The sequence below is a fragment of the Paracoccus saliphilus genome (genome assembly GCF_028553805.1).
GTDB classification, from domain to species: Bacteria; Pseudomonadota; Alphaproteobacteria; order Rhodobacterales; family Rhodobacteraceae; genus Paracoccus; species Paracoccus saliphilus.
Map to the genome: position 1 here is coordinate 18,362 of NZ_CP067141.1, position 19,911 is coordinate 38,272.

A 19,911-nucleotide genomic window follows, 5' to 3' on the forward strand; every position below is an offset into this window, starting at 1 on the left:
CTACTTGAATCGCAGCTTCTGGCCGATGCCCATGCCGGCGGCCTTGCCGATCATCGCGGCGCCGAGCGCGACATCGGTGCTGGACAGGCCGCGATGCCAGAAAAGGATCGTCTCGTCATCGCTTTCCCGGCCCGGTTTCAGCCCCGCGGCGACTTCGCCCATCTCGGCATAGAGGGTTTCGGGCGTCAGCTTGCCTTCATCCACATGCCGGCGGAGCGAGCCATAGGGCCGCCCGGGGCCGCATTGCCCCCAGTCATCGACGAGGATCTTGTCCATGATGTCGGTCAGGTCGAATTCGACAGCGCTCATGGTGCCATAGGGCACGACGAATGCGCCTTTTTTGATCCATTCCGTCTTGAACATCGGCTGTGGCTCGGGCAGGCGCGTTGCTTCGACCATGATGTCGGCGCCTTCGAGGCAATCCTGCCAGTTATCGGTTACGACAATCTTCTTGCCGAGATCCCGTTCCAGCCGTTTGGCAAAGGATTCGCGGCTTTCGGGACGGCGGGAATGGACACGGATTTCCTCGAAATCGAAGAGATGATCCATGAGCCGGATATTCCAGTAAGAGGTTCCCCGCGTGCCGACATGGCCAAGGATCCTGCTGTCCTTGCGGGCCAGGTATTTCGCGCCGATCGCGGTCACGGCCCCGGTGCGCATCTCGGTGATCGCGGTCGCGTCGACGATCGCCTTGGGAACGCCGGTCTCCGGGTCGAACAGGTTCAGGACCGCCAGTTCGGATGGCAGGCCCTGCTTGTAATTGTCGACGAAATCCCCGACCACCTTGACGCCGGCCACATCGAGCGGCTTCACATAGCCCCGCAGGACATTGAAATGGCCCTTTTCCGATGTTTCGGGAACAAGGTGGACCCTGGGTTCGATCACCGTTTCGCCCCGGCCCTGTGCGGCCAGGCAGGTTTCGATGGCATCCAGGATCTCGTCATTGGTCAGGGCAAGCGCCTCGACATCCAGGGCATTGAGATAATCCATCCAGATCTCGGTCATTCCAGCATTCCCTCCGCTATGTGCCGTGACGCCGGGTGGTGGCGTGGCGTTGACCCGGCCACCTTATCGTATATACTTATATATACAAGCTAAAAGCCGGATTTTTCCAAGGAGTGGCGACGTGCAATATTGTCCCGGGTCCCGTAGATCGTTTCGTGACATTTCCAGGGAAAGTACCGGGCTGATACGGCATGCATGAAAAACTGAACGGGCTGCGTAATGGGCTGCGCGGCATCGCGCCCGGCCTGATGATCGCGATCTGCGTGGCGCTTGCGGCGCAGTTCCTGTCCGAACATTACGGCGTCCCGGCGATGCTGATGGCCCTGTTGCTCGGCATGACCCTTGCCTTCCTGTCCGAGACCGGGCGCTGCGTCGAGGGGATCGGGTTCTCTGCCCGGTTCCTGCTGCGCCTTGGCGTTGCGTTGCTGGGCGCGCGGATCAGCGTCAGCGCCCTGGTCGAGCTTGGCGCTGGCCTGGTCGTGCTGGTCGTGCTGGCGGTGGTCTGCACCATCCTGTTCGGCATCCTGATCGCGCGGATCATGGGCCGGGGCTGGCGCTTCGGGGTGCTGACCGGCGGTGCGGTGGCGATCTGCGGTGCCTCGGCGGCGATGGCGCTTGCGGCGGTGCTGCCCCGTAACGAGAAATCCGAACTTAACCTGACCTTCACCGTTCTAGGCGTTACGCTGCTCAGCACCTTGACGATGATCGCCTACCCGATATTGGCGGGCTGGCTGAATTTCGACGATTTCACCGCCGGGTTCTTTCTTGGCGGCACCATCCATGACGTGGCGCAAGTGGTGGGGGCTGGGTATTCGGTGTCAGAAACCGCCGGCGATACCGCCACCCTGGTCAAGTTGATCCGCGTGGCCATGCTGGCCCCGGTCGTCGTCACGCTGGTGGCGCTGACCAATCGTCACGACGGGAAGGTCGGATCCGGGGCGTCGAAAATCGCGCTGGTGCCGCCCTTCCTGATCGGGTTCATCGCCATCGCCGGGTTGAATTCGCTCGGCCTCCTGCCCGGACCCGTGGTGGCGGTCGCCAATGACCTGTCGCGCTGGTTGCTTCTGATCGCCATTGCGGCGGTCGGCATGAAGACCTCGCTCAAGACCGTGCTGGAGATCGGACCGCAGGCGATCATGCTGCTCGTGCTCGAGACGGCATTCATCGCCTGCTTCGTGGTCATGGGGCTTTATCTGCTGTGACCTCGGGTGGGTCTTGAGCCCGATTTCGCGGGCTCAGTTCGTGGTGCTCATGACATAACCCGGATGGCAGGCGATGCGGACGGTCGTTATCGGGCCCGTGTCGTTCCATGTCGTGCGATGCAGGATCAGCAACGCCTGTCCCTTCGGGATATGAAGCAGGCGCGCATCCCGCGCATCGGCATTCTCGGCCGAGAAGGCGATATCCGCGCGCAGATAGGGGGCGTTGCGCACCAGCCATTCATTGGCGTTCTGATGGCGGAAATCGACCTTGTCGAGACCGGGCACCGAATCCGGGTTGATCCAGCGATCCTCGAACTGGAAGGCCCGGTCATCGCCGTAATGCACGGCGCGCAGATGGATGAATTCCCGTCCGGCCGGGACGCCGATCCGCGCGGCCGTCGGATCCGGGACCGGACTGCGCCGCTGCGCGATGACGCGATGGCTGTATTCCATCCCGGCGCGCTCGATCTGTTCGCGGATGATGGGGATCGTGAAGACCGCCTTGCGGGCGGGATTGACCGCCACCCGCGTGCCTGCCCGCCGCTTGCGGTCCAGCAGCCCCTCATCGGCCAGGAGTTGCAACGCCTTGTTGACCGTCGCCCGCGCGGCGCCGAATTCGACGGCCAGCTCGGCCTCGTCGGGAATCCGTTCGCCCTGCTGCCATTCTCGCCCGACGATGCGGCGGCGCACCTCGCCCGCGATGAGCTGCGCCTTGGGCGAGGTCAGGCCGGGTTGACGGTCGGTCACATCCGCTCCTGCAAACGGGCGATCCGGGCCAGGTAGTCGGCACTGATCCGGTCACGGTCGATATGCCGCCCGTCGCGGACCACATGTCGTCCCGCCGCCCAGACATCGCGGATCAATCCATCGCCGCCCGCGAAGATCAGGCTGTCCAGCATCTGGTCGCCGTCGCGCGCGACCATCACCGGGTTCTGTCGCGACACCGCGCAGAGATCGGCCCAGAGTCCTTCGCGGATCGCGCCGCTTTCGCGTCCGGCGGCACGTGCGCCGCCTTCCAGTCCGGCCTCGTAGAGCACCCGCCCGGTCGAGCGTTCGGGCTGCGCGAGGATGGCGCGGGCAGTGTCACGCAGGCGCTGGCTGTATTCCAGCGTGCGCAGTTCCTCGATCAGCGAGATACGGATATTGCTGTCCGAGCCGAAGCCGAGCCGACCCCCGGCCTCGCGCCAGATCGTGCCGTTGAAGATGCCGTCGCCAAGGCTGGATTCGGTGATCGGGCACAGCCCCGCCACCGCGCCGGTCGCGGCCAGCCTGCGGGTTTCGTCCTCGGTCATATGGGTCAGGTGGATCAGCGTCCAGTTGTGGTCCGGGGCGTGGTTTTCCAGCAGCCACTCGACCGGGCGGCGGCCATGGGTCGCCTGCACCTCCTCGATCTCGGGAATCTGCTCGGCTAGGTGCATATGCAGGGGGCGGCCCGGACGCAGCCCGGTGCAGGCCGCCAAGCCTTCCGGGCTGACGGCGCGCAGGGAATGCGGCGCCACCCCGATTCCGGCGTCAGAGGGCAGGCCGCGCAGGCTGGCCTCGGCAGCGTCGAGCAGGCGGGCGAAGCCATCCGGGTCGGTGCCGAAACGCGCCTGTCCGGGGCCGAGCGGCCGCCCGTCGCAGCCGCCGAACTGGTAATGCACCGGCAAGAGCGTCAGCCCGATCCCGGTCCGGCTGGCGGCAGCGGCGATTCGCTCGGACATCTCGGCGATATTGTCATAGCCCGCGCCGCCGGGGCGGTGATGCAGGTAATGGAATTCGACATTGGTGGCATAGCCCGCCTCGAGCATCTCCATCTGCACCAGCGCGGCGATGGCCTCGACATCCTCGGGGGTCAGGTGATCGAGAAAGCGGAACATGATCTGCCGCCATGTCCAGAACGTGTCGCGGGGATGGGGGCCGCGCGACTCGGACAGCCCGGCCATGGCGCGCTGGAAGGCGTGGGAATGCAGATTGGCCATCGCGGGCAGCAGCAGCTCGACCCGCTGCCCATCCGGCGCGGAATCCGTCGTGACACCGGCGATCCGGCCGTCTGGCGTCAGTTCGATCCGGGTATTGCTGGCCCATCCGCCGGGCAATAATGCGCGTTCCGCCCATAGCACAGTCATCTCGATCCCCTTTTTCGCCGGTCCGGGCCGGACAGTGTTTGACCTGTAATAGGTTTATACATATAACAGGAATAAGTTTAAACATATATCGCTGCCAAAAGCAATCGAAAGCGGGTGTGCCATGCAACTTCTCGGGAATGCAAAGCTTGCCGTGATTGACGGTAAATCAGGGCATTACACGGTAACAGACCCGTCCACCCTTGTGATGGAGGGCGGTCGAATCGCCTGGATCGGCGACGCGGCCGCGCTTCCAAAGCGTTTCGCCGCTGCGCCTTGCCGTGATCTGGGCGGGCGGATCGTCACGCCGGGGCTGATCGATTGTCACAGCCATATCGTCTTTGGCGGCGACCGCGCCCGCGAATTCGAGATGCGGCTGGAAGGCGCGGGTTACGAAGAGATCGCGCGGGCGGGCGGCGGCATCCTGTCGACCGTCAAGCACACCCGCGAGGCGGATGAGGCCAGCCTGCTGGCCTCGGCCCTGCCGCGCGTCGATGCGCTGCTGGCCGAGGGCGTGACCGCGCTGGAGATCAAGTCCGGCTATGGTCTGGATATCGAGACCGAGATGAAGATGCTGCGCGTGGCCCGCCGGATCGGGCAGGAGCGTCGCGTGAGCATCCGCACGACATGGCTGGCCGCCCATGCCCTGCCGCCGGAATACAGCGACGACCGGGCGGGCTATCTGCGCGATGTTGTCATCAAGGGCATGGATCGCGCCCATGCCGAGGGGCTGATCGACGCGGTGGACGGGTTCTGCGAAGGCATCGCCTTTACACAGGGTGAGATCGCGCAGGTCTTCGATCACGCCGCCCGCCTTGGCCTGCCGGTCAAGCTGCATGCCGAGCAATTGTCGGATCTGGGCGGTGCGGCGATGGCCGCGAAACATGGCGCGCTGTCGGCGGATCACCTGGAATATCTGGGCGCGGATGGGATCGGGGCCATGGCCGCGTCGGGCACGGTGGCGGTGCTGCTGCCCGGCGCCTTCTATACGTTGCGCGAAACGCAATTGCCGCCGGTGCAGGCGCTGCGCGATGCCGGGGTGCCGATGGCGCTGGCCACGGATTGCAATCCCGGCTCGTCGCCGTTGAGCTCGCTGCTGCTGACCATGAACATGGCGGCGACGCTGTTCCGCATGACTCCCTCGGAATGCCTGGCGGGGGTGACCGCCCATGCCGCCCGCGCAATTGGCATGGGCGATCGCGGCGTGATCGCGGTGGGCAACCGCGCCGATCTGGCCATCTGGGACATCACCCATCTGGCCGAACTGAGCTATCGCATCGGGTTCAACCCGCTTCATGCCCGCATTTACGGAGGCGAATTTGCCTGAACTGATCCTTGTCCCCGGTGAGACGACACTTGCCCAGCTTGAACGGATCTGGCGCGAGGGTCTGGCCGTCCGGCTGGATGACAGCGCCCGCGCGGGCATCATGGCCTCGGCCGCGCAGATCGAGGCCGCCGCGAATGGCGATCGGCCCGTCTATGGCGTGAATACCGGTTTCGGCAAGCTGGCCTCGATCAAGATCCGGGCCGAGGATACCGCCACGCTGCAACGCAACCTGATCCTGTCGCATTGCTGCGGCGTGGGCGAGCCGGTCGAACCCGAGACCACAAGGCTGATCATGGTGCTGAAGCTTCTGTCGCTCGGGCGCGGCGCATCCGGGGTGCGCCCCGAGGTGATTGCGCTGATCGAGGGAATGCTGGCCCGCGATGTGCTGCCGGTGATCCCCGCGCAGGGTTCGGTCGGGGCCTCGGGCGATCTGGCGCCGCTGGCGCATATGGCCGCCGTGATGCTGGGCGAGGGCCGCGCCACCCATGACGGGCAGGAAATGAGCGGCGCCGAGGCCTTGGCGGCGGCGGGACTGGCGCCGGTGGTGCTGGCCGCCAAGGAGGGGCTGGCGCTGATCAACGGCACGCAGGTCTCGACCGCTTTCGCGCTGGCCGGGCTGTTCGAGGCTTTTGCCTCGGCCCGTGCCGCGCTGATCACCTCGGCGCTGTCCACCGACGCGATCATGGGCTCGACCGCGCCTTTCCTGAACGAGATCCACCAGCTGCGGGGGCATCGCGGCCAGATCCTGTCGGCGCAGGTCATCCGGGGGCTGATGGAGGGCAGCGAGATCCGCGAAAGCCACCGCGAGGGCGATGCCCGCGTACAGGACCCTTATTGCATCCGCTGCCAGCCACAGGTCACCGGGGCTTGTCTTGATCTGCTCTGGCAGACGGCAAGCAGCTTGCAGATCGAGGCGAATGCGGCCACCGACAACCCGCTGGTGCTGGCGGGCGAGGATCGGATCGTCTCGGGGGGGAATTTCCATGCCGAGCCGGTAGCCTTCGCCGCCGACCAGATCGCGCTGGCCATCGCCGAGATCGGCGCCATCGCGCAGCGGCGTGTCGCGCTGATGGTGGACCCGGCGCTGAGCCATGACCTGCCGCCTTTCCTGACCCCCGATCCGGGGCTGAACAGCGGGCTGATGATCGCCGAGGTCACCAGCGCCGCGCTGATGAGCGAGAACAAGCATCTGGCCAATCCCTGCAGCACCGATTCCACGCCCACCAGCGCCAACCAGGAGGATCATGTCAGCATGGCCGCCCATGGCGCGCGGCGCTTGCGGCGCATGAATGCCAACCTGTCGCAGATCATCGGCATCGAGGCGCTTTGCGCGGCGGCGGGCGTGGAATTCCGCGCGCCCCTGGCGACCTCCGCCCCGTTGCGGGCGGTGATCGGCCGGTTGCGCGAAACCATTCCGGCGCTGGAGCAGGACCGTTACCTGGCCCCCGACCTGGCCGAGGCGGCCGAGATGGTCCGCTCGGGCGCATTGGTCGCGGCAGTGCCCGCCGATATTCTGAAGGAGGTATGCCCGTGAATCCCGTCGACATTATCCAGGGCGACAGCCCGATCATCCTGGGCCTGCCCCATAGTTGCGGCTATCTGCCCGAGGATATCCGCGCCAAGCTGAACACGAGCGGGCAGGTTCTGGCCGATACGGATTGGCATGTACACCGTCTCTATGACGGGCTTCTGCCCGGCGCGACCACGGTGCGGGCGCGGTTTCACCGCTATGTCATCGACGCCAATCGCAGCCCTGACGATGCCAGTCTCTATCCCGGGCAGAACACCACCGGGCTTGTGCCGCTGACCGATTTCGACGGCGAGCCGATCTGGACCGAGGCGCCCGGCCCCGAGGAGATCGCCGAACGCAAGGCGCGTTTCCATGCCCCCTATCACGCCGCGCTCGCCGCTGAAATCGAGCGGGTGCGGGCGAAACATGGCGTGGCGATCCTGTATGACTGCCACTCGATCCGCAGCGAGATCCCGTTTCTCTTCGAGGGCAGGCTGCCGGATTTCAATATCGGCACGAATATGGGTGCGAGCTGCGATCCGCGCATCGAGGCCGCCGCACGCGAGGTCGTTGAAGCTACTGGCCTGAGTTGGGCCGTGAATGGCCGCTTCAAGGGGGGCTGGACGACGCGGCATTACGGCCAGCCCGCGCTTGGTGTTCACGCCATCCAGATGGAACTCGCTCAATCGACGCATCTGGTGACGGAGACCCCGCCCTTTGATTACGACGAAGGAAAGGCCGAGGCATTGCGGGATCCCCTGCGCGAGATCCTGGTCCGGTTGGCCGCGTTGGCGCCGATGCTGCTGGCCGAATAGTTGCGTCCCGCGATGGCCGGGGGCGCTTCGCCCCCCGGATCCCCAGAGGATATTTGCGTGAAGAAGAAATACAGGTTTTCCGATCTGCTTGGGAGCAAGACATGAACAATCCCCGTCATAACAGCCGCGATATATATCCCGCCACCGGCACCGAGATCACCGCGAAAAGCTGGTTGACCGAGGCGCCGATGCGGATGCTGATGAATAACCTGCATCCGGACGTGGCCGAGAACCCGCATGAACTGGTCGTCTATGGCGGTATCGGTCGGGCGGCGCGGACATGGAAGGATTTCGACCTGATCGTGGACAGCCTGAAGGCGCTGGAGGAGGATCAGACCCTGCTGGTCCAGTCCGGCAAGCCGGTCGGCGTGTTCCAGACCCACAAGGACGCGCCCCGGGTGCTGATCGCCAATTCCAACCTCGTGCCGCATTGGGCCAATTGGGATCATTTCAACGAGCTGGATAAGAAGGGGCTGGCCATGTATGGCCAGATGACCGCCGGATCCTGGATCTATATCGGCAGCCAGGGCATCGTGCAGGGCACCTACGAGACCTTTGTCGAGGCCGGGCGGCAGCACTACGAGGGCGATCTGACCGGCCGCTGGATCCTGACCGCCGGGCTTGGCGGGATGGGTGGCGCGCAGCCGCTGGCGGCGGTGATGGCAGGGGCCTGCTGCCTGGCCGTGGAATGCGACGAGACCCGCGCCGATTTTCGGCAGCGGACTGGCTATGTCGATGAAAAGACCCATAGCCTCGACGAGGCGCTCGCCATGATCACCCGCTGGACCAAGGCGGGCGAGGCGAAATCGGTGGCGCTGATCGGCAATGCGGCGGAGGTGTTTCCCGAACTGGTCCGCCGCGGCATCCGCCCCGATATCGTCACCGACCAGACCAGCGCGCATGATCCGGTGCATGGCTATCTGCCAAAGGGCTGGAACGTGGCGGAATGGCGGGCGCGTCAGGAAAGCGATCCCAAATCCGTCGAAAAGGCCGCCCGCGCCAGCATGCGCGAGCATGTCGCCGCGATGGTGGATTTCTGGAATGGGGGCGTGCCGACACTGGATTACGGCAACAATATCCGGCAGGTCGCCAAGGAGGAGGGGCTTGAGAACGCCTTTGCCTTCCCCGGCTTCGTGCCCGCCTATATCCGCCCGCTTTTCTGCCGCGGCATCGGCCCGTTCCGTTGGGCGGCGCTGTCGGGCGATCCGGAGGATATCTATCGCACCGACGCCAAGGTGAAGGAACTGATAGACGACCCGCATCTGCATAAATGGCTGGACATGGCCCGCGACCGGATCAGCTTCCAGGGCCTGCCCGCGCGGATTTGCTGGGTCGGGCTGGGGCTGCGCCACAAGCTGGGCCTCGCCTTCAACGAGATGGTCCGCAATGGCGAATTGAAGGCCCCGATCGTGATCGGCCGCGACCACCTGGATTCCGGCTCGGTCGCCTCGCCCAACCGCGAGACCGAGGCGATGAAGGACGGCTCGGACGCGGTGTCGGACTGGCCGCTTTTGAATGCGCTGCTGAACACGGCCTCGGGGGCGACATGGGTCAGCTTGCATCACGGCGGCGGCGTCGGCATGGGCTTTTCGCAGCATTCCGGCATGGTGATCTGCTGCGATGGCAGCAAGGATGCCGATGCGCGGATCGCGCGGGTGCTGTGGAACGACCCGGCGACCGGGGTGATGCGCCATGCCGATGCGGGCTATGACATCGCCCTCGACTGCGCGCGCGAATATCAGCTGAACCTGCCCGGTATCCTGTAAGGGACCGGGCCGGGGCGGGGGGCCGGCATGCCGGCCGCTGGAGGAAGTCAATCGAGAGGGAGGGACGTGACATGAGGATCATGGGCAGGACAGGTGGTGCATATATCCCTGCATTTCTTGTCTCGGCATTCCTGGCTGGCGACGCCGATGCTGCCAGTTGGGTGTTGGACGGAGAAAGCCTGACGGTGGAGGACGTGGCGGGCCTTGCGCGCGACACCGAGGCCGAGATCGAGCTGACGGCGCGGGCGCAGGCGCAGATTGAACAGGGTTTTGACCTGGTGATGGAGGCCGCCCTGCAGGACAAGGCGGTTTACGGGCTGACCGTGGGCGTCGGCTGGAACAAGGACCGGCCGGTCGTGACCATGAAGGATGGCGAGGCGGTGCTTGCCGAGGAATTGCTGACCCAATCGCGCAAGTTCAACCTCAATTCGCTTCGCGCCCATGGTGCCGGGGCGGGCGATCCGATGCCGGTCGAGACTGTCCGCGCCGGGATGGCGATCCGCCTGAACCAGATCGCCACCGGTCAGGCCGGGGTGCAGCCAGAGCTTGCCGAGATGTATCGCCGCCTTCTCGAAGAGGGGATCACGCCGGTCGTTCCCTCGCGCGGGTCGGTCGGAGAGGCGGATATCACCCTGGCATCGCATATCGGCCTGGCGATGGTCGGCGAGGGCGAGGTGTTCCGAAATGGCGAGCGTATCGCGGCGGCAGAGGCGCTGGAGCAGGCCGGGATCGAGCCGTTATCGCCGATTGGCAAGGATTTCCTGTCGATCCTCAGCACCAATGCGCTGACGGCCGGCAAGGCCGCGCTTCTGGCTCATGATCTTCGGGATTACCTGGAAAAGGCGACCGTCGTCTACGCACTGACCCTTGAAGGATTCAACGGCAATGTCGCCCCCTTCCTGGAAGCCACGAATGACATCCGCCCCTATCCCGACAATCTCGCAGGGGCCGCGCCGATCCGCGAGGCGCTGCAGGGCAGCTATCTGTGGGAGCCTTCGGAGGATCGGGCACTTCAGGATCCGCTGTCCTTCCGGACCATGGCCTATGTGCTGGGAAGCAGCCTGTTGGCCGAGCGGGATCTGCGCGAGGCCCTGCTGATCCAGATCAATCACGGCGATGACAACCCCTCGGTGATCGTCGGTGCCTCCGGGCAGGATGCGGAGCCGCAGGTCCGGGGATATCATGTCGAGGGCGATATTTCCGGGGCGATCTTCCCGACCGCCAATTTCGAGATGCTGCCGATCGCGACGCGGGTCGAACAGTTGAATGTCTCGCTGGTGCGCCTGTCGCAGGCCATCGCGATGCAGACCATCCGTTTCGAGAATCCGGACAAGACGAAACTGCCGCGTTTCCTGTCCGCGCCGGAGAATGACGGCCATGCCTTCGGCGCGATCCAGAAACCGCTTGTGGCGCTTCTGGCCGAGAACCGGCAGCTTGGCGCACATCCCGCGGTGGAGTCGATCGCGATGTCGGGCAATATCGAGGATCTCAACAGCAATGCGCCGCTCGCGGTCGCCAATCTGGACGGGATTCTCGACAATCTCTACTGGATGTCGTCGGTGCAGCTTCTGCACGCCGCGCAGGCGGTCGATCTGCGGGAACCGGAAAAGCTTGGTGCACGGACCGGGCCCTTGCTGGAAAGCTATCGCGAACATGTGCCCTTCGTCGACCAGGACCGGGTGTTTTCCGAGGATTTCAGCGCCGGTTACGATTTCCTGACGGCATATCCGGCAGCGCCGGACGGTCAACCGGCACCCTAGGCGGGGCAGAACCCGCTTCGGCTCAGGCGCGCGTCAGGTCGATGGCAAAGCGGAAATAATCCGACCGATAGACCGCCCGCAGCAATTCAAGCGGGCGGCCATCGGTTGATAATGTCAGCCGCTGCATCTCGATCAGCGCGGTCAGCCCATCAAGCTGCAAGAGCCGCTGCTCTTCCCCGGTCGACAGGCGCGCGCTGATGGACTGCCGGGCGGTCCCGATCCGCAGGCCAAGCTCGTCGTCGAAAACCTGGTACATGCGGATATTGATCAAGTCCCTGTCTTGCAAATCCAGCCCGATATCGGGCGGGTAGAAGGCATGCTCGATGGCGATCGGCATCTGGTCGGCGAAACGCACCCGGCGCAATTGCCAGATGGCCCGTTCGTTCAGGGCGGCATGGATATCCTCGCCCGCCGCATTGGTCATGCCCTTGTCGAGGATCTCGGCGCCGGGGTGATAGCCCTGCTCGGCGATGACTTCCTGAAAGCCAAGCAGCCGGCCCATCCAGCGCTCGGATTCATTGCTGCGCAGGAAGGTGCCGCGACCGGGCGTGCGTTCGAACAGGCCGCTATCGACCAGCGGCGCGATCGCGCTGCGGATGGTGATGCGGCTGACGCCGAAATGCCGGCCAAGCTGGGCCTCGGTCATCAGCCGCCCGCTCTCGTCGACCAGCTCGCCGTTCAACGCCTGCCGGCGGATCATCTCGCGCACCTGCACATGCAGGGGCTGGTCAGGTTCGAAGCGGATCTGGTCTGTCATCGGACGGGCCTCGCGGGAAAAACCGGCAATGCAGGGTCAATAGCCGAACCAGCGCGGCAGCCACAGGTAAATCTGCGGCACGAAACCGATCAGCAGCACCGTCATGAACATCGCGACCAGGTAGGGGACGGCCGCGCGCATCACCCGGCCGACGCTGATCCCGCCGATCCCGGCGGCGACGAAGAGGCACAGCCCCACCGGCGGCGTCACCAGGCCGAGCGCCAGCGTCATGCAGGTGAACAGCCCGAATTGCACCGGGTCGATGCCATAGCTTTGGGCCAGCGGCGCGAAGATCGGCACCAGCATGACCATCGCCGCGGCCTGCTCGATGAACATGCCGACGACCAGGTAGACCACCAGCATGATGGCGATGAACATGACCGGGCTGGCGGTGACGCCCTGCACGTAATCCGACACGGCGCGCGGCACGCCCTCGATGGTCAGCCACCAGGTCGAGACATTGCCGAAGGCGATGATGATCATCACCACGGCGGTGACCAGCACGGTGCGCTCCATCGCCGCGAAGACCTGCGCCCAGCTGAGCTCGCGGGTGATGAAGAAGCCTGCGAAAAGCGCATAAACGATGGCCAGGCAGCCGGCCTCGGTGGGGGTGGCAAAGCCGCCGACCACGCCCGCGACCATGATCACCGGCAGGACGGCCGCGACCAGGAAGCGCCGGGAGATCCTGAATATGTCGCGAAGACCGTAGCGGGTGGTGTCGCGCGGATAGTCCTTGCCGCTGACGATCAGCGCCGTCGCGACCAGCAGGGTGATGCCCAACAGGATTCCGGGCACCACCCCGGCCAGGAACAGCGCCGCGATCGAGACGTTCCCGGCCGCGAAGGCATAGATCAGCATCGGCAGGCTGGGCGGCACGATGGGACCGATCACCGAGGAGACCGCCGTCACAGCCGCCGCCAGGTCCGGCTCTCCATATTCCTTTTCGGTGGCCTTGATCAGCATCGAGCCCACCGCGCTGGTATCGGCGATGGCCGAACCGTTGATGCCGCCGAAGAAGATCGACACCAGGACATTGATATGCAGCAGCCCGCCCTTGATCCGTCCGACCAGCAGGCGCGAGAAATCCAGCAGCCGCGACAGGATGCCCGATCCGCCCATCAGCTCTCCGGCAAGGATGAACAGCGGCAGGGCGACCAGCGTGAACTTGTCCAGCCCGGTCCAGAGCCGCTGCGCGAAAAGCGACAGTGGCTGGCCGTCCAGCCAGAAGACCGTGACCGTGGCCAGCCCCAGGGAAAAGGCGATGGGAACCGACAGGGTGATCAGAACCAGGAAGGCGATCAGGTAGATGGCAAGCATGGCGTCAGATTCCCTGTGTGGCGGCATGGGGCAGTGGGTCTTCGTCTCGCGGTCCGGTCAGGGTGATCCCGGCAGTCAGCAGCGCCTGCACCACGGCATAGAGCGCGCCGACAGGCACCGACAGATAGGGAATGACCATCGGCACGCCGAAGACGAAGGGGTCGGAAGAGGTCAGGCCGGACATCGCATATTGCCAGCCATAGACCAGGATCACCGTGAACAGCCCCGCCACGGCCAGCAGGATCGCCAGGGCAAGCCCGCGCCGTATCCGAAGCGAAAGCCGGTCGGACAGGGCGCTGACCAGCACATGCTCACCCCGGCGCATGGCCAGCCCCACGCCGAGGAAGGCGATCCACTGCATCAGGTATTTCGACAGCGGATCGGCGAAATTCAGAGGTGTGAAGATAATGAAGCGGGCGAAGATGGCGGCGCTGATGGCGATCACGATCAGTCCCAGCAAGGCGATGCAGATCGCCCGAACGGTGACATAAAGCGAATGCTCGATCCGCAACAGCCTTGCGTGAATCCGGTCCCGCGTCATCTATCCAGTATCCTGCCCGTCTTGTTTCTTCTTCATGCAAATATCCCGCGGGGGGTGCCGGGGGGCGCGAAGCCCCCCGGCCGGCGCGGGACGCAAGTCCCGATCACTCGATACTGTAGCCCCAACCGCCATCGCCGATCTCTCCGGCTTCGGACTGGATCAGGTCGATCTTGTCCTGCTCCATCCCCGGCTGGCCCACGAATTCGCCCCAGACCTTGTCGATGGTCATCTCCTTGACCTTCTCGTATTCCTCGGGCGGTAGGCTATAGACCTCGACACCCGCCTCCTTCATCTCGGCGACATTCCGGGTGACGTAATCGGCCACGTAATCGACATGCCATTCATGCGCTTCCTGCGCGGCTTCCTCCAGAACGGATGTCACGTCCTCGGGAAGCGCGGCATATTTCTCGGCATTGACCACCAGGACAGAGGCGTAGTTCTGGAAATTCAGGTCCAGCATGTACTTGATCAGCCCGCCCTCGTGGAACTTGGCCGAATAAAAGCTGGCATAGGGCACGGTCAGTCCGTCCACCATGCCAAGCCGCACCGATTCCGGGGTCTGCGGCCAGTCCACCGTGACGCCCGCCGCGCCCCAGGCCTCGTGGCTGCCGATCTCCAGCGGCGAGCGCGAGGCGCGGAACTTCATCCCGGCCAGATCCTCGGCCGTCTCGATCTTCTTCGTCGAGGTGCCGACCTCGCGCGGGCCGCCGATCTCGAAGGTCGAGAACCATTTGAGGTTGACGGGTTCCAGTTCCCCGTTGACGCGCTCCTGCACCTTTTCGCTTCCCATGGCGTTCAGCAACTGGGCGCGGCTCTCGAACAGGAACGGAAAATGGAAGACCTCGAAAGCCGGGGTGATCGAGGCCAGGTTGGCGAAGCTGTCGGCGGCGAAATCCAGGTTGCCGTTCTTGACCGCCTCGAATGTCTCGACACCCGAGCCGAGCTGGCCGCCATGGAAGACCTCGATGGTGATCCGGCCGTCGGATTTCTCGTTGACCAGTTCGGCAAATTTTTCGACGCCCGCGGCGGTCACATCCGTGGATGACAGCACATTGGCCAGCCGGAACGTATGGCTTTCCTGTGCGAAGGCCCCGGAACACAGCGCCATGATCCCGGCGCCTGCCAGCAGGCTGCGTCTTGCAATATCGAACATCTTTTCTCCTCCCGTTTCGTACCTGATTTTCGGGTCAGGCATCCTCTTCCCAGAACGCTTCGACGCCCTGTGCTTTCATGATTTCAAGGATCTTCTCGCGCGGGATCACCCCGCAGCGATCCGCCCATTCCTGCCAGCCGGCCGCCATCCGCTCGACCCGGTCGGGATGCTGCCCGGCCATGTCATGCATCTCGGTCCGGTCGGCCTCCATGTCGTAAAGCTCCCATGGGCCGGGATAGCGGCGGACCAGTTTCCACTTGCCGTCGCGCATGGCGGCATTGCCCTCGTGTTCCCAGAACAGCGGTTCCTCGCGCGTGACGTCCTGCCGGAACGAGGGGCGAAGGCTGACGCCTTCGCAGGGCGGGATGGCATGGCCGTCGCGCGCTGCCGGATATTCGGCCCCGGTGATGTCCAGGATCGTCGCCATGATATCGGGCAGCTGACCGGGAACATGACGGATACCGCCTGCTTCGACCTCTTCGGGCCAATGCACGATCAGCGGTGTGGCGATCCCGCCCTCATGGGTAAAATGCTTGTAGAGCCGGAATGGTGAATTGGACAGGTTGGCCCAGGGGATGCCATAGCTTTGATAGGTGTCCTCGCCCCCCGGCATGATCGACGGATCGTTGCCGATGGTGACCGGGCGGCCGTCGCGGGTCCGGTACTGGGCGATCTTCAGATCCTCGACCAGTTGCCGGGGATCGACATCCTCGGGGATATCCTCGGCGCAGCCGCCATTATCCGACAGAAAGACGATGATCGTGTTGTCCATCTGGCCGTTCTGTTCCAGCGCCTCCAATATCCGCCCGATGCCCTGGTCCATCCGGTCGATCTGCGCGGCATAGACCTCCATCAGCCGGCACAGCCATTCCTTGTTCCCGGCCTCCTCGAAGGGCGGTTGCGACGGATCGCGATCGGTCAGCTGCCACGACGCGTCGATCAGCCCGGCGCGCACCAGCCGGTCCAGCCGTTCCTCGCGCAGCCGATCCCAACCGGCGTCGAAGCGGCCCTTGTAGCGGGCGATATCCTCGTCATGCGCGTGCAGGGGCCAATGCGGCGCGGTATAGGCGACATACATGAAGAAGGGTTGATCGGCATGAGCGGCCTTGTGCCCGCGCACATAATCCGCCGCCTGGTCCGAGATCGCGTCGGTATAGAAGAATTCCGGGTTCCCGACCGCCTCATGCTCGACATTCTCCAGCCCGCGGGTGAGGGTATTGGGGTGATAGAAGCTGCCCGCGCCGATCACCGTGCCGTAGAATTCGTCGAAGCCCCGTTCGGTTGGCCATGCGCCGTTGGGTTTCTCCAGATCCGCCGCGACATGCCATTTGCCGGACATGTAGGTGCGATAGCCGCGTGATTTCAGCAGTTCGGGAATGGTGATGCATTCATCGACCAGGTTGCCGACATAGCCCTCGGGGCCGATGCTGTAGGTCAGCACGCCGATGCCGGTCTGATGCGGATGCAGGCCGGTCATCAGCGATGCGCGCGAGGGCGAGCAGCGGGCGGTGTTGTAGAATTGCGAATAGCGCAGACCGTTTTGCGCCAGCCGGTCCAGGTTGGGGGTCTCAACCTCGCCGCCGTAACAGCCGATATCGGAATATCCCATGTCGTCATTGAGGATCAGAACGATGTTCGGCTGGTTCATGATGATTGCATCCCACGCTGACTTAAATGTTATGACATTTGCCTCTTCAACCGAAATGTGCTGACATTAGTGATTCTTGTCAACAATAAAGTCCGGCGGGAGAAAGCCACGTCCGCCGGGACTTGAATCCGGGGCAGGCCGGGTTCAGAACGTTGAATGCAACGACCGGGAGGCGAATGATGGGCAAGGATGGCGAAGGGAAAACCTGTTGTGGCGCATCGCGTGCCATGCTGTCATCCGATCCGATGGAGCGCGATGCATGGTTCCTGCAGCAGGCCGAAGAGGTCAGCCGCGCCCCGGCAAGCGTGACCGATGAATTGCGCGGGCGGCTGAAGCCGATCCCCGGCGGAATCTACGAGATGGGCGCCCGCCGTTCGAGCTTTCCGGCGGATCTGGACAGCCCGCGGCGCAAGGTGAAGGTCTCGCCCTTCCTGATGTCGCCCCATAGCGTGACCAATGCCGATTATGCCCGCTTCGTCGAGGCCAGCGGCTACCTGACCGTGGCCGAGCAGGAGGGCTGGAGTTTTGTCTTCCACCTTTTCCTGGCCGACCGGGCGGCATGGCCGATCAGCCCGCCGGGGCTTCGCTGGTGGCGCAGGGTGGATGGCGCCTGCTGGTCGGCGCCCGAGGGGCCAGGTTCGGACATCACCGGTCGCGAGGACCATCCGGCCGTGCATATCGCCTGGTATGACGCGCTGGCCTATTGCAACTGGGCGGGGCTGCGCCTGCCGCGCGAAGCCGAATGGGAGCGGGCGGCCCGCGGCGGGCTGGTCAAGCGCAAGTTCCCCTGGGGCGACGAGATGATGCCTGGCGGTGCCTTCGCGATGAACACCTTTCAGGGAAAATTCCCGGATCTGAACACCGCCGAGGATGGCTGGCCCGGCACCGCCCCCGTCGATGCCTTCGAGGCGAATGGCCATGGCATGTTCAACATGACCGGCAATGTCTGGGAATGGGTGCAGGACCGCTTCGGCCCACGCCCCCCGGCGGGACGCCTGCCCGAGACCGATCCCGCCGGACCCACCGAGGGCCATGCGCGGGTCCAGCGCGGCGGGTCATATCTGTGCCATGCCAGCTATTGCGACCGCTATCATGTCCATTCCCGGACCCGCAACGACCCCGACAGCTCGACCGGGAATTGCGGTTTCCGGGTGGCCGCCGATCCGTAATGCCCGGCGGCAGGCCGGTTCCTATTGCCAGATGATCAGCCCGGGCAGCCAGATCAGGGTGAGGATCAGGACCAGCGTGCAGGCCAGGTAGGGCAGGCAGGCGCGCACGACCTCCCAGATGGAGGTGCCTTTCGGTGCCACTCCGAGCATGACGAACAGCAGCAACCCGAAGGGCGGCGTGGCAAGGCTCAGCTCCAGCGCCAGCAGCATGATGATGCCGAATTGCAGCGGATCGATCCCCTGCATGGCGATCAGCGGCATGAAGATCGGCAGGGTCAGCATCATGATCGACAACTGGTCCATGAACATCCCGAGCAGGACCAGCACCGCCAGCATGGCGAGCAAGGTGGCATGCGGTCCAAGCTCGAATCCCGCCATCCATGCGACCAGCCCCGCAGAGGCGCCGGAAAAGGCCAGAAGTTGCGAGAAGGTCGAGGAGGCGAGGATGATCACCAGCATCATGACCGAGACCGACAATGTGCCCCATAGGGCCTTCTCGACCGCCGGCCAGCGCAGCTTGCCATAGAACAGCGCCAGGATTGCCACTGCCAGCACCCCGAAGGCGGCGGATTCGGTCGGGCTGGCCACGCCGAGGATGATCAGCCCGATCACGGCGAAGATCACCAGCCCCATCGGCGCGACATCGCGAAGCATCGCCAGCGCCTTTTCGCGGGTCGGCACCGAGACAGGCGAGACCGGCGGCGCGGCCTCGGGGTCGATCCAGACATGCAGCCGGATCACCGCCAGATACATGACCGACAGGATGATCCCCGGCACCACGCCCGCCAGAAGCAACGCGCCGACATCGATCTTGGCCAGCGAGCCCAACAGCACCGCCAGCGACGAGGGCGGGATGATCATCGCGATGCTGCCGGTGGCGATGATCGGGCCCATGATCAGGCTTTTCTTGTAGCCGCGCTTTTCCATGTCGGGCATCAGGGTCGAGCCGAGCATGGCGGTATTGGCGATCGAACTGCCTGACAGCGTGGCGAAGATCGTGCCGCCGATCACCGTCAGATAGGCCAGCCGCGCCCGGATCGCGCCAAGGATCTTGTCCAGCGCGTCGAAGACCCGCACCGCCATGCCGGTATGGAACAGCAGCTCTCCCATCAGGATGAAGAGCGGCACCGGGACCAGCGCGAAAGAGGTGATCGAGGAGGTCGCATTGGCGATCAGCTGGTCGATCCCGCCCAGCCCGCCCATGAAGGCCACCGCGCCGATCAGGTTGACCGTCAGGAAGGCGATGACCACGGGCGTGCCCAGGGCCATCAGGAACATGACTCCGCCACCCAAAAGCAGCGCCGCCGCTTGCCAGCTCATCCTTGCCCCTCCCTATGCCGAGACCGAGCCCTGCGGCTCGAAACGTCGTTGCAGGATCAGCCGCAGGCATTCGGTGCCCATCAGGATGAAGCCGGTGGCGAGGATGCCGTAAGAAATCCATTCCGGCACCGCGATGGACCGGACATCCATGCCGCCCCGCAACCACTTGTCATATCCGACCATCGCCGAGCGCCAGCCGAGGATCAGCAGCGTGAGCGTCGAGATGGCGAGGGCCAGCGCCCCGGCGAATTTCCGGCCTGTGGGCGGGAGCAGCTCGACCAGCGAGGTGACGGTGATATGCCCGCGCCGGCGCATCAGCCATGGCGCCCCAAGCATGGTCGCGAAGAGCAGCGCATATTCGATCAGCGTGCTCGAGGCCCGGATGGAGCCCAGCCCCAGAAAGCGCATTGTCACATCGCCAAGGATCAGCCCGGTTGCCACCAGAAGCGAGATCACGGCAAATCCCGCTAGCAGGTGAATCAGGCCCGAATACAGCTTGCCCAGAATGGCCATCAT

At 64.6% G+C, this 19,911-nt stretch carries 17 protein-coding genes; 7 read left to right on the forward strand and 10 right to left on the reverse strand.

What is annotated here, in order from left to right:
• Positions 1-1,005, reverse strand: a complete 1,005-nt coding sequence (locus JHX88_RS21100; protein ID WP_076526826.1) for an ornithine cyclodeaminase family protein — start codon at positions 1,003-1,005, stop codon at positions 1-3.
• A gap of 191 nt (positions 1,006-1,196) precedes the next feature.
• Here JHX88_RS21100 and JHX88_RS21105 point away from each other — a divergent pair, with 191 nt between their 5' ends.
• A complete protein-coding gene (locus JHX88_RS21105; RefSeq protein ID WP_076526827.1) occupies positions 1,197-2,207 on the forward strand; it encodes a YeiH family protein in 1,011 nt (336 codons plus the stop codon).
• A 33-nt stretch (positions 2,208-2,240) separates the two neighbouring features.
• Here JHX88_RS21105 and JHX88_RS21110 read toward each other — a convergent pair whose 3' ends face one another.
• Positions 2,241-2,954 (reverse strand): GntR family transcriptional regulator, encoded by a 714-nt coding sequence (locus tag JHX88_RS21110; protein WP_076526828.1) that lies wholly within the window; start codon positions 2,952-2,954, stop codon positions 2,241-2,243.
• Positions 2,951-4,315: a formimidoylglutamate deiminase gene (locus JHX88_RS21115; protein ID WP_076526829.1), complete on the reverse strand. Its 1,365-nt coding sequence runs from the start codon at positions 4,313-4,315 to the stop codon at positions 2,951-2,953. The genes JHX88_RS21110 and JHX88_RS21115 overlap by 4 nt, the downstream gene beginning before the upstream one ends.
• Positions 4,316-4,436: 121 nt before the next feature.
• Here JHX88_RS21115 and hutI point away from each other — a divergent pair, with 121 nt between their 5' ends.
• The 5 genes from hutI (at position 4,437) to JHX88_RS21140 (ending at position 11,490) form a co-directional block, all read left to right on the forward strand.
• Entirely contained in the window at positions 4,437-5,639 is a 1,203-nt protein-coding gene (gene hutI, locus JHX88_RS21120; protein ID WP_076526830.1) for an imidazolonepropionase, read from the forward strand.
• Positions 5,632-7,173 (forward strand): histidine ammonia-lyase, encoded by a 1,542-nt coding sequence (gene hutH / locus JHX88_RS21125; protein WP_076526831.1) that lies wholly within the window; start codon positions 5,632-5,634, stop codon positions 7,171-7,173. The genes hutI and hutH overlap by 8 nt, the downstream gene beginning before the upstream one ends.
• Positions 7,170-7,964 (forward strand): N-formylglutamate deformylase, encoded by a 795-nt coding sequence (hutG, locus tag JHX88_RS21130; RefSeq protein WP_272848311.1) that lies wholly within the window; start codon positions 7,170-7,172, stop codon positions 7,962-7,964. Before hutH ends, hutG begins: the two co-directional genes overlap by 4 nt.
• A gap of 101 nt (positions 7,965-8,065) precedes the next feature.
• Positions 8,066-9,730, forward strand: coding sequence for a urocanate hydratase (gene hutU, locus JHX88_RS21135; RefSeq protein WP_076526833.1), 1,665 nt, complete (start codon positions 8,066-8,068; stop codon positions 9,728-9,730).
• A gap of 71 nt (positions 9,731-9,801) precedes the next feature.
• Complete coding sequence (locus tag JHX88_RS21140; protein WP_076526834.1) at positions 9,802-11,490, forward strand: HAL/PAL/TAL family ammonia-lyase; 1,689 nt, start codon at positions 9,802-9,804, stop codon at positions 11,488-11,490.
• 22 nt (positions 11,491-11,512) lie between these two features.
• Here JHX88_RS21140 and JHX88_RS21145 read toward each other — a convergent pair whose 3' ends face one another.
• The 5 genes from JHX88_RS21145 to JHX88_RS21165 form a co-directional block, all read right to left on the reverse strand.
• Complete coding sequence (locus tag JHX88_RS21145; protein ID WP_076526835.1) at positions 11,513-12,247, reverse strand: GntR family transcriptional regulator; 735 nt, start codon at positions 12,245-12,247, stop codon at positions 11,513-11,515.
• A 36-nt stretch (positions 12,248-12,283) separates the two neighbouring features.
• Positions 12,284-13,564: a TRAP transporter large permease gene (locus JHX88_RS21150; RefSeq protein ID WP_076526836.1), complete on the reverse strand. Its 1,281-nt coding sequence runs from the start codon at positions 13,562-13,564 to the stop codon at positions 12,284-12,286.
• A 4-nt stretch (positions 13,565-13,568) separates the two neighbouring features.
• Positions 13,569-14,105 carry a TRAP transporter small permease gene (locus JHX88_RS21155; protein WP_076526837.1) on the reverse strand — a complete coding sequence of 179 codons (537 nt, stop codon included), beginning with the start codon at positions 14,103-14,105 and terminating at the stop codon, positions 13,569-13,571.
• A 103-nt stretch (positions 14,106-14,208) separates the two neighbouring features.
• Positions 14,209-15,258 carry a TRAP transporter substrate-binding protein gene (locus JHX88_RS21160; RefSeq protein WP_076526838.1) on the reverse strand — a complete coding sequence of 350 codons (1,050 nt, stop codon included), beginning with the start codon at positions 15,256-15,258 and terminating at the stop codon, positions 14,209-14,211.
• A gap of 34 nt (positions 15,259-15,292) precedes the next feature.
• Complete coding sequence (locus JHX88_RS21165; protein WP_076526839.1) at positions 15,293-16,906, reverse strand: arylsulfatase; 1,614 nt, start codon at positions 16,904-16,906, stop codon at positions 15,293-15,295.
• Between the two features lie 179 nt (positions 16,907-17,085).
• On the opposite strand from JHX88_RS21165, the gene JHX88_RS21170 reads away from it, so the two are divergent.
• Entirely contained in the window at positions 17,086-18,075 is a 990-nt protein-coding gene (locus JHX88_RS21170; protein WP_272848312.1) for a formylglycine-generating enzyme family protein, read from the forward strand.
• A 21-nt stretch (positions 18,076-18,096) separates the two neighbouring features.
• On the opposite strand, the gene JHX88_RS21175 is transcribed toward JHX88_RS21170, so the two are convergent.
• Together JHX88_RS21175 and JHX88_RS21180 are read right to left on the reverse strand one after the other, a co-directional pair.
• Positions 18,097-19,395, reverse strand: a complete 1,299-nt coding sequence (locus tag JHX88_RS21175; RefSeq protein ID WP_272848313.1) for a TRAP transporter large permease — start codon at positions 19,393-19,395, stop codon at positions 18,097-18,099.
• Positions 19,396-19,407: 12 nt separating this feature from the next.
• On the reverse strand, positions 19,408-19,911 hold the full coding sequence (locus JHX88_RS21180) for a TRAP transporter small permease (protein ID WP_176011460.1): 504 nt from the start codon (positions 19,909-19,911) through the stop codon (positions 19,408-19,410).

Bases quoted from the DNA above. Each gene is read 5' to 3' on its own strand.
- JHX88_RS21140 (WP_076526834.1), top strand. From the start codon at position 9,802: ATGAGGATCATGGGCAGGACAGGTGGTGCATATATCCCTGCATTTCTT.
- hutI (WP_076526830.1), top strand. From the start codon at position 4,437: ATGCAACTTCTCGGGAATGCAAAGCTTGCCGTGATTGACGGTAAATCA.
- JHX88_RS21100 (WP_076526826.1), bottom strand. From the start codon at position 1,005: ATGACCGAGATCTGGATGGATTATCTCAATGCCCTGGATGTCGAGGCG.
- hutU (WP_076526833.1), top strand. From the start codon at position 8,066: ATGAACAATCCCCGTCATAACAGCCGCGATATATATCCCGCCACCGGC.
- JHX88_RS21160 (WP_076526838.1), bottom strand. From the start codon at position 15,258: ATGTTCGATATTGCAAGACGCAGCCTGCTGGCAGGCGCCGGGATCATG.
- JHX88_RS21145 (WP_076526835.1), bottom strand. From the start codon at position 12,247: ATGACAGACCAGATCCGCTTCGAACCTGACCAGCCCCTGCATGTGCAG.
- JHX88_RS21150 (WP_076526836.1), bottom strand. From the start codon at position 13,564: ATGCTTGCCATCTACCTGATCGCCTTCCTGGTTCTGATCACCCTGTCG.
- JHX88_RS21170 (WP_272848312.1), top strand. From the start codon at position 17,086: ATGGGCAAGGATGGCGAAGGGAAAACCTGTTGTGGCGCATCGCGTGCC.
- JHX88_RS21155 (WP_076526837.1), bottom strand. From the start codon at position 14,105: ATGACGCGGGACCGGATTCACGCAAGGCTGTTGCGGATCGAGCATTCG.
- JHX88_RS21105 (WP_076526827.1), top strand. From the start codon at position 1,197: ATGCATGAAAAACTGAACGGGCTGCGTAATGGGCTGCGCGGCATCGCG.
- JHX88_RS21115 (WP_076526829.1), bottom strand. From the start codon at position 4,315: ATGACTGTGCTATGGGCGGAACGCGCATTATTGCCCGGCGGATGGGCC.
- JHX88_RS21180 (WP_176011460.1), bottom strand. From the start codon at position 19,911: ATGATGGCCATTCTGGGCAAGCTGTATTCGGGCCTGATTCACCTGCTA.
- JHX88_RS21165 (WP_076526839.1), bottom strand. From the start codon at position 16,906: ATGAACCAGCCGAACATCGTTCTGATCCTCAATGACGACATGGGATAT.
- JHX88_RS21175 (WP_272848313.1), bottom strand. From the start codon at position 19,395: ATGAGCTGGCAAGCGGCGGCGCTGCTTTTGGGTGGCGGAGTCATGTTC.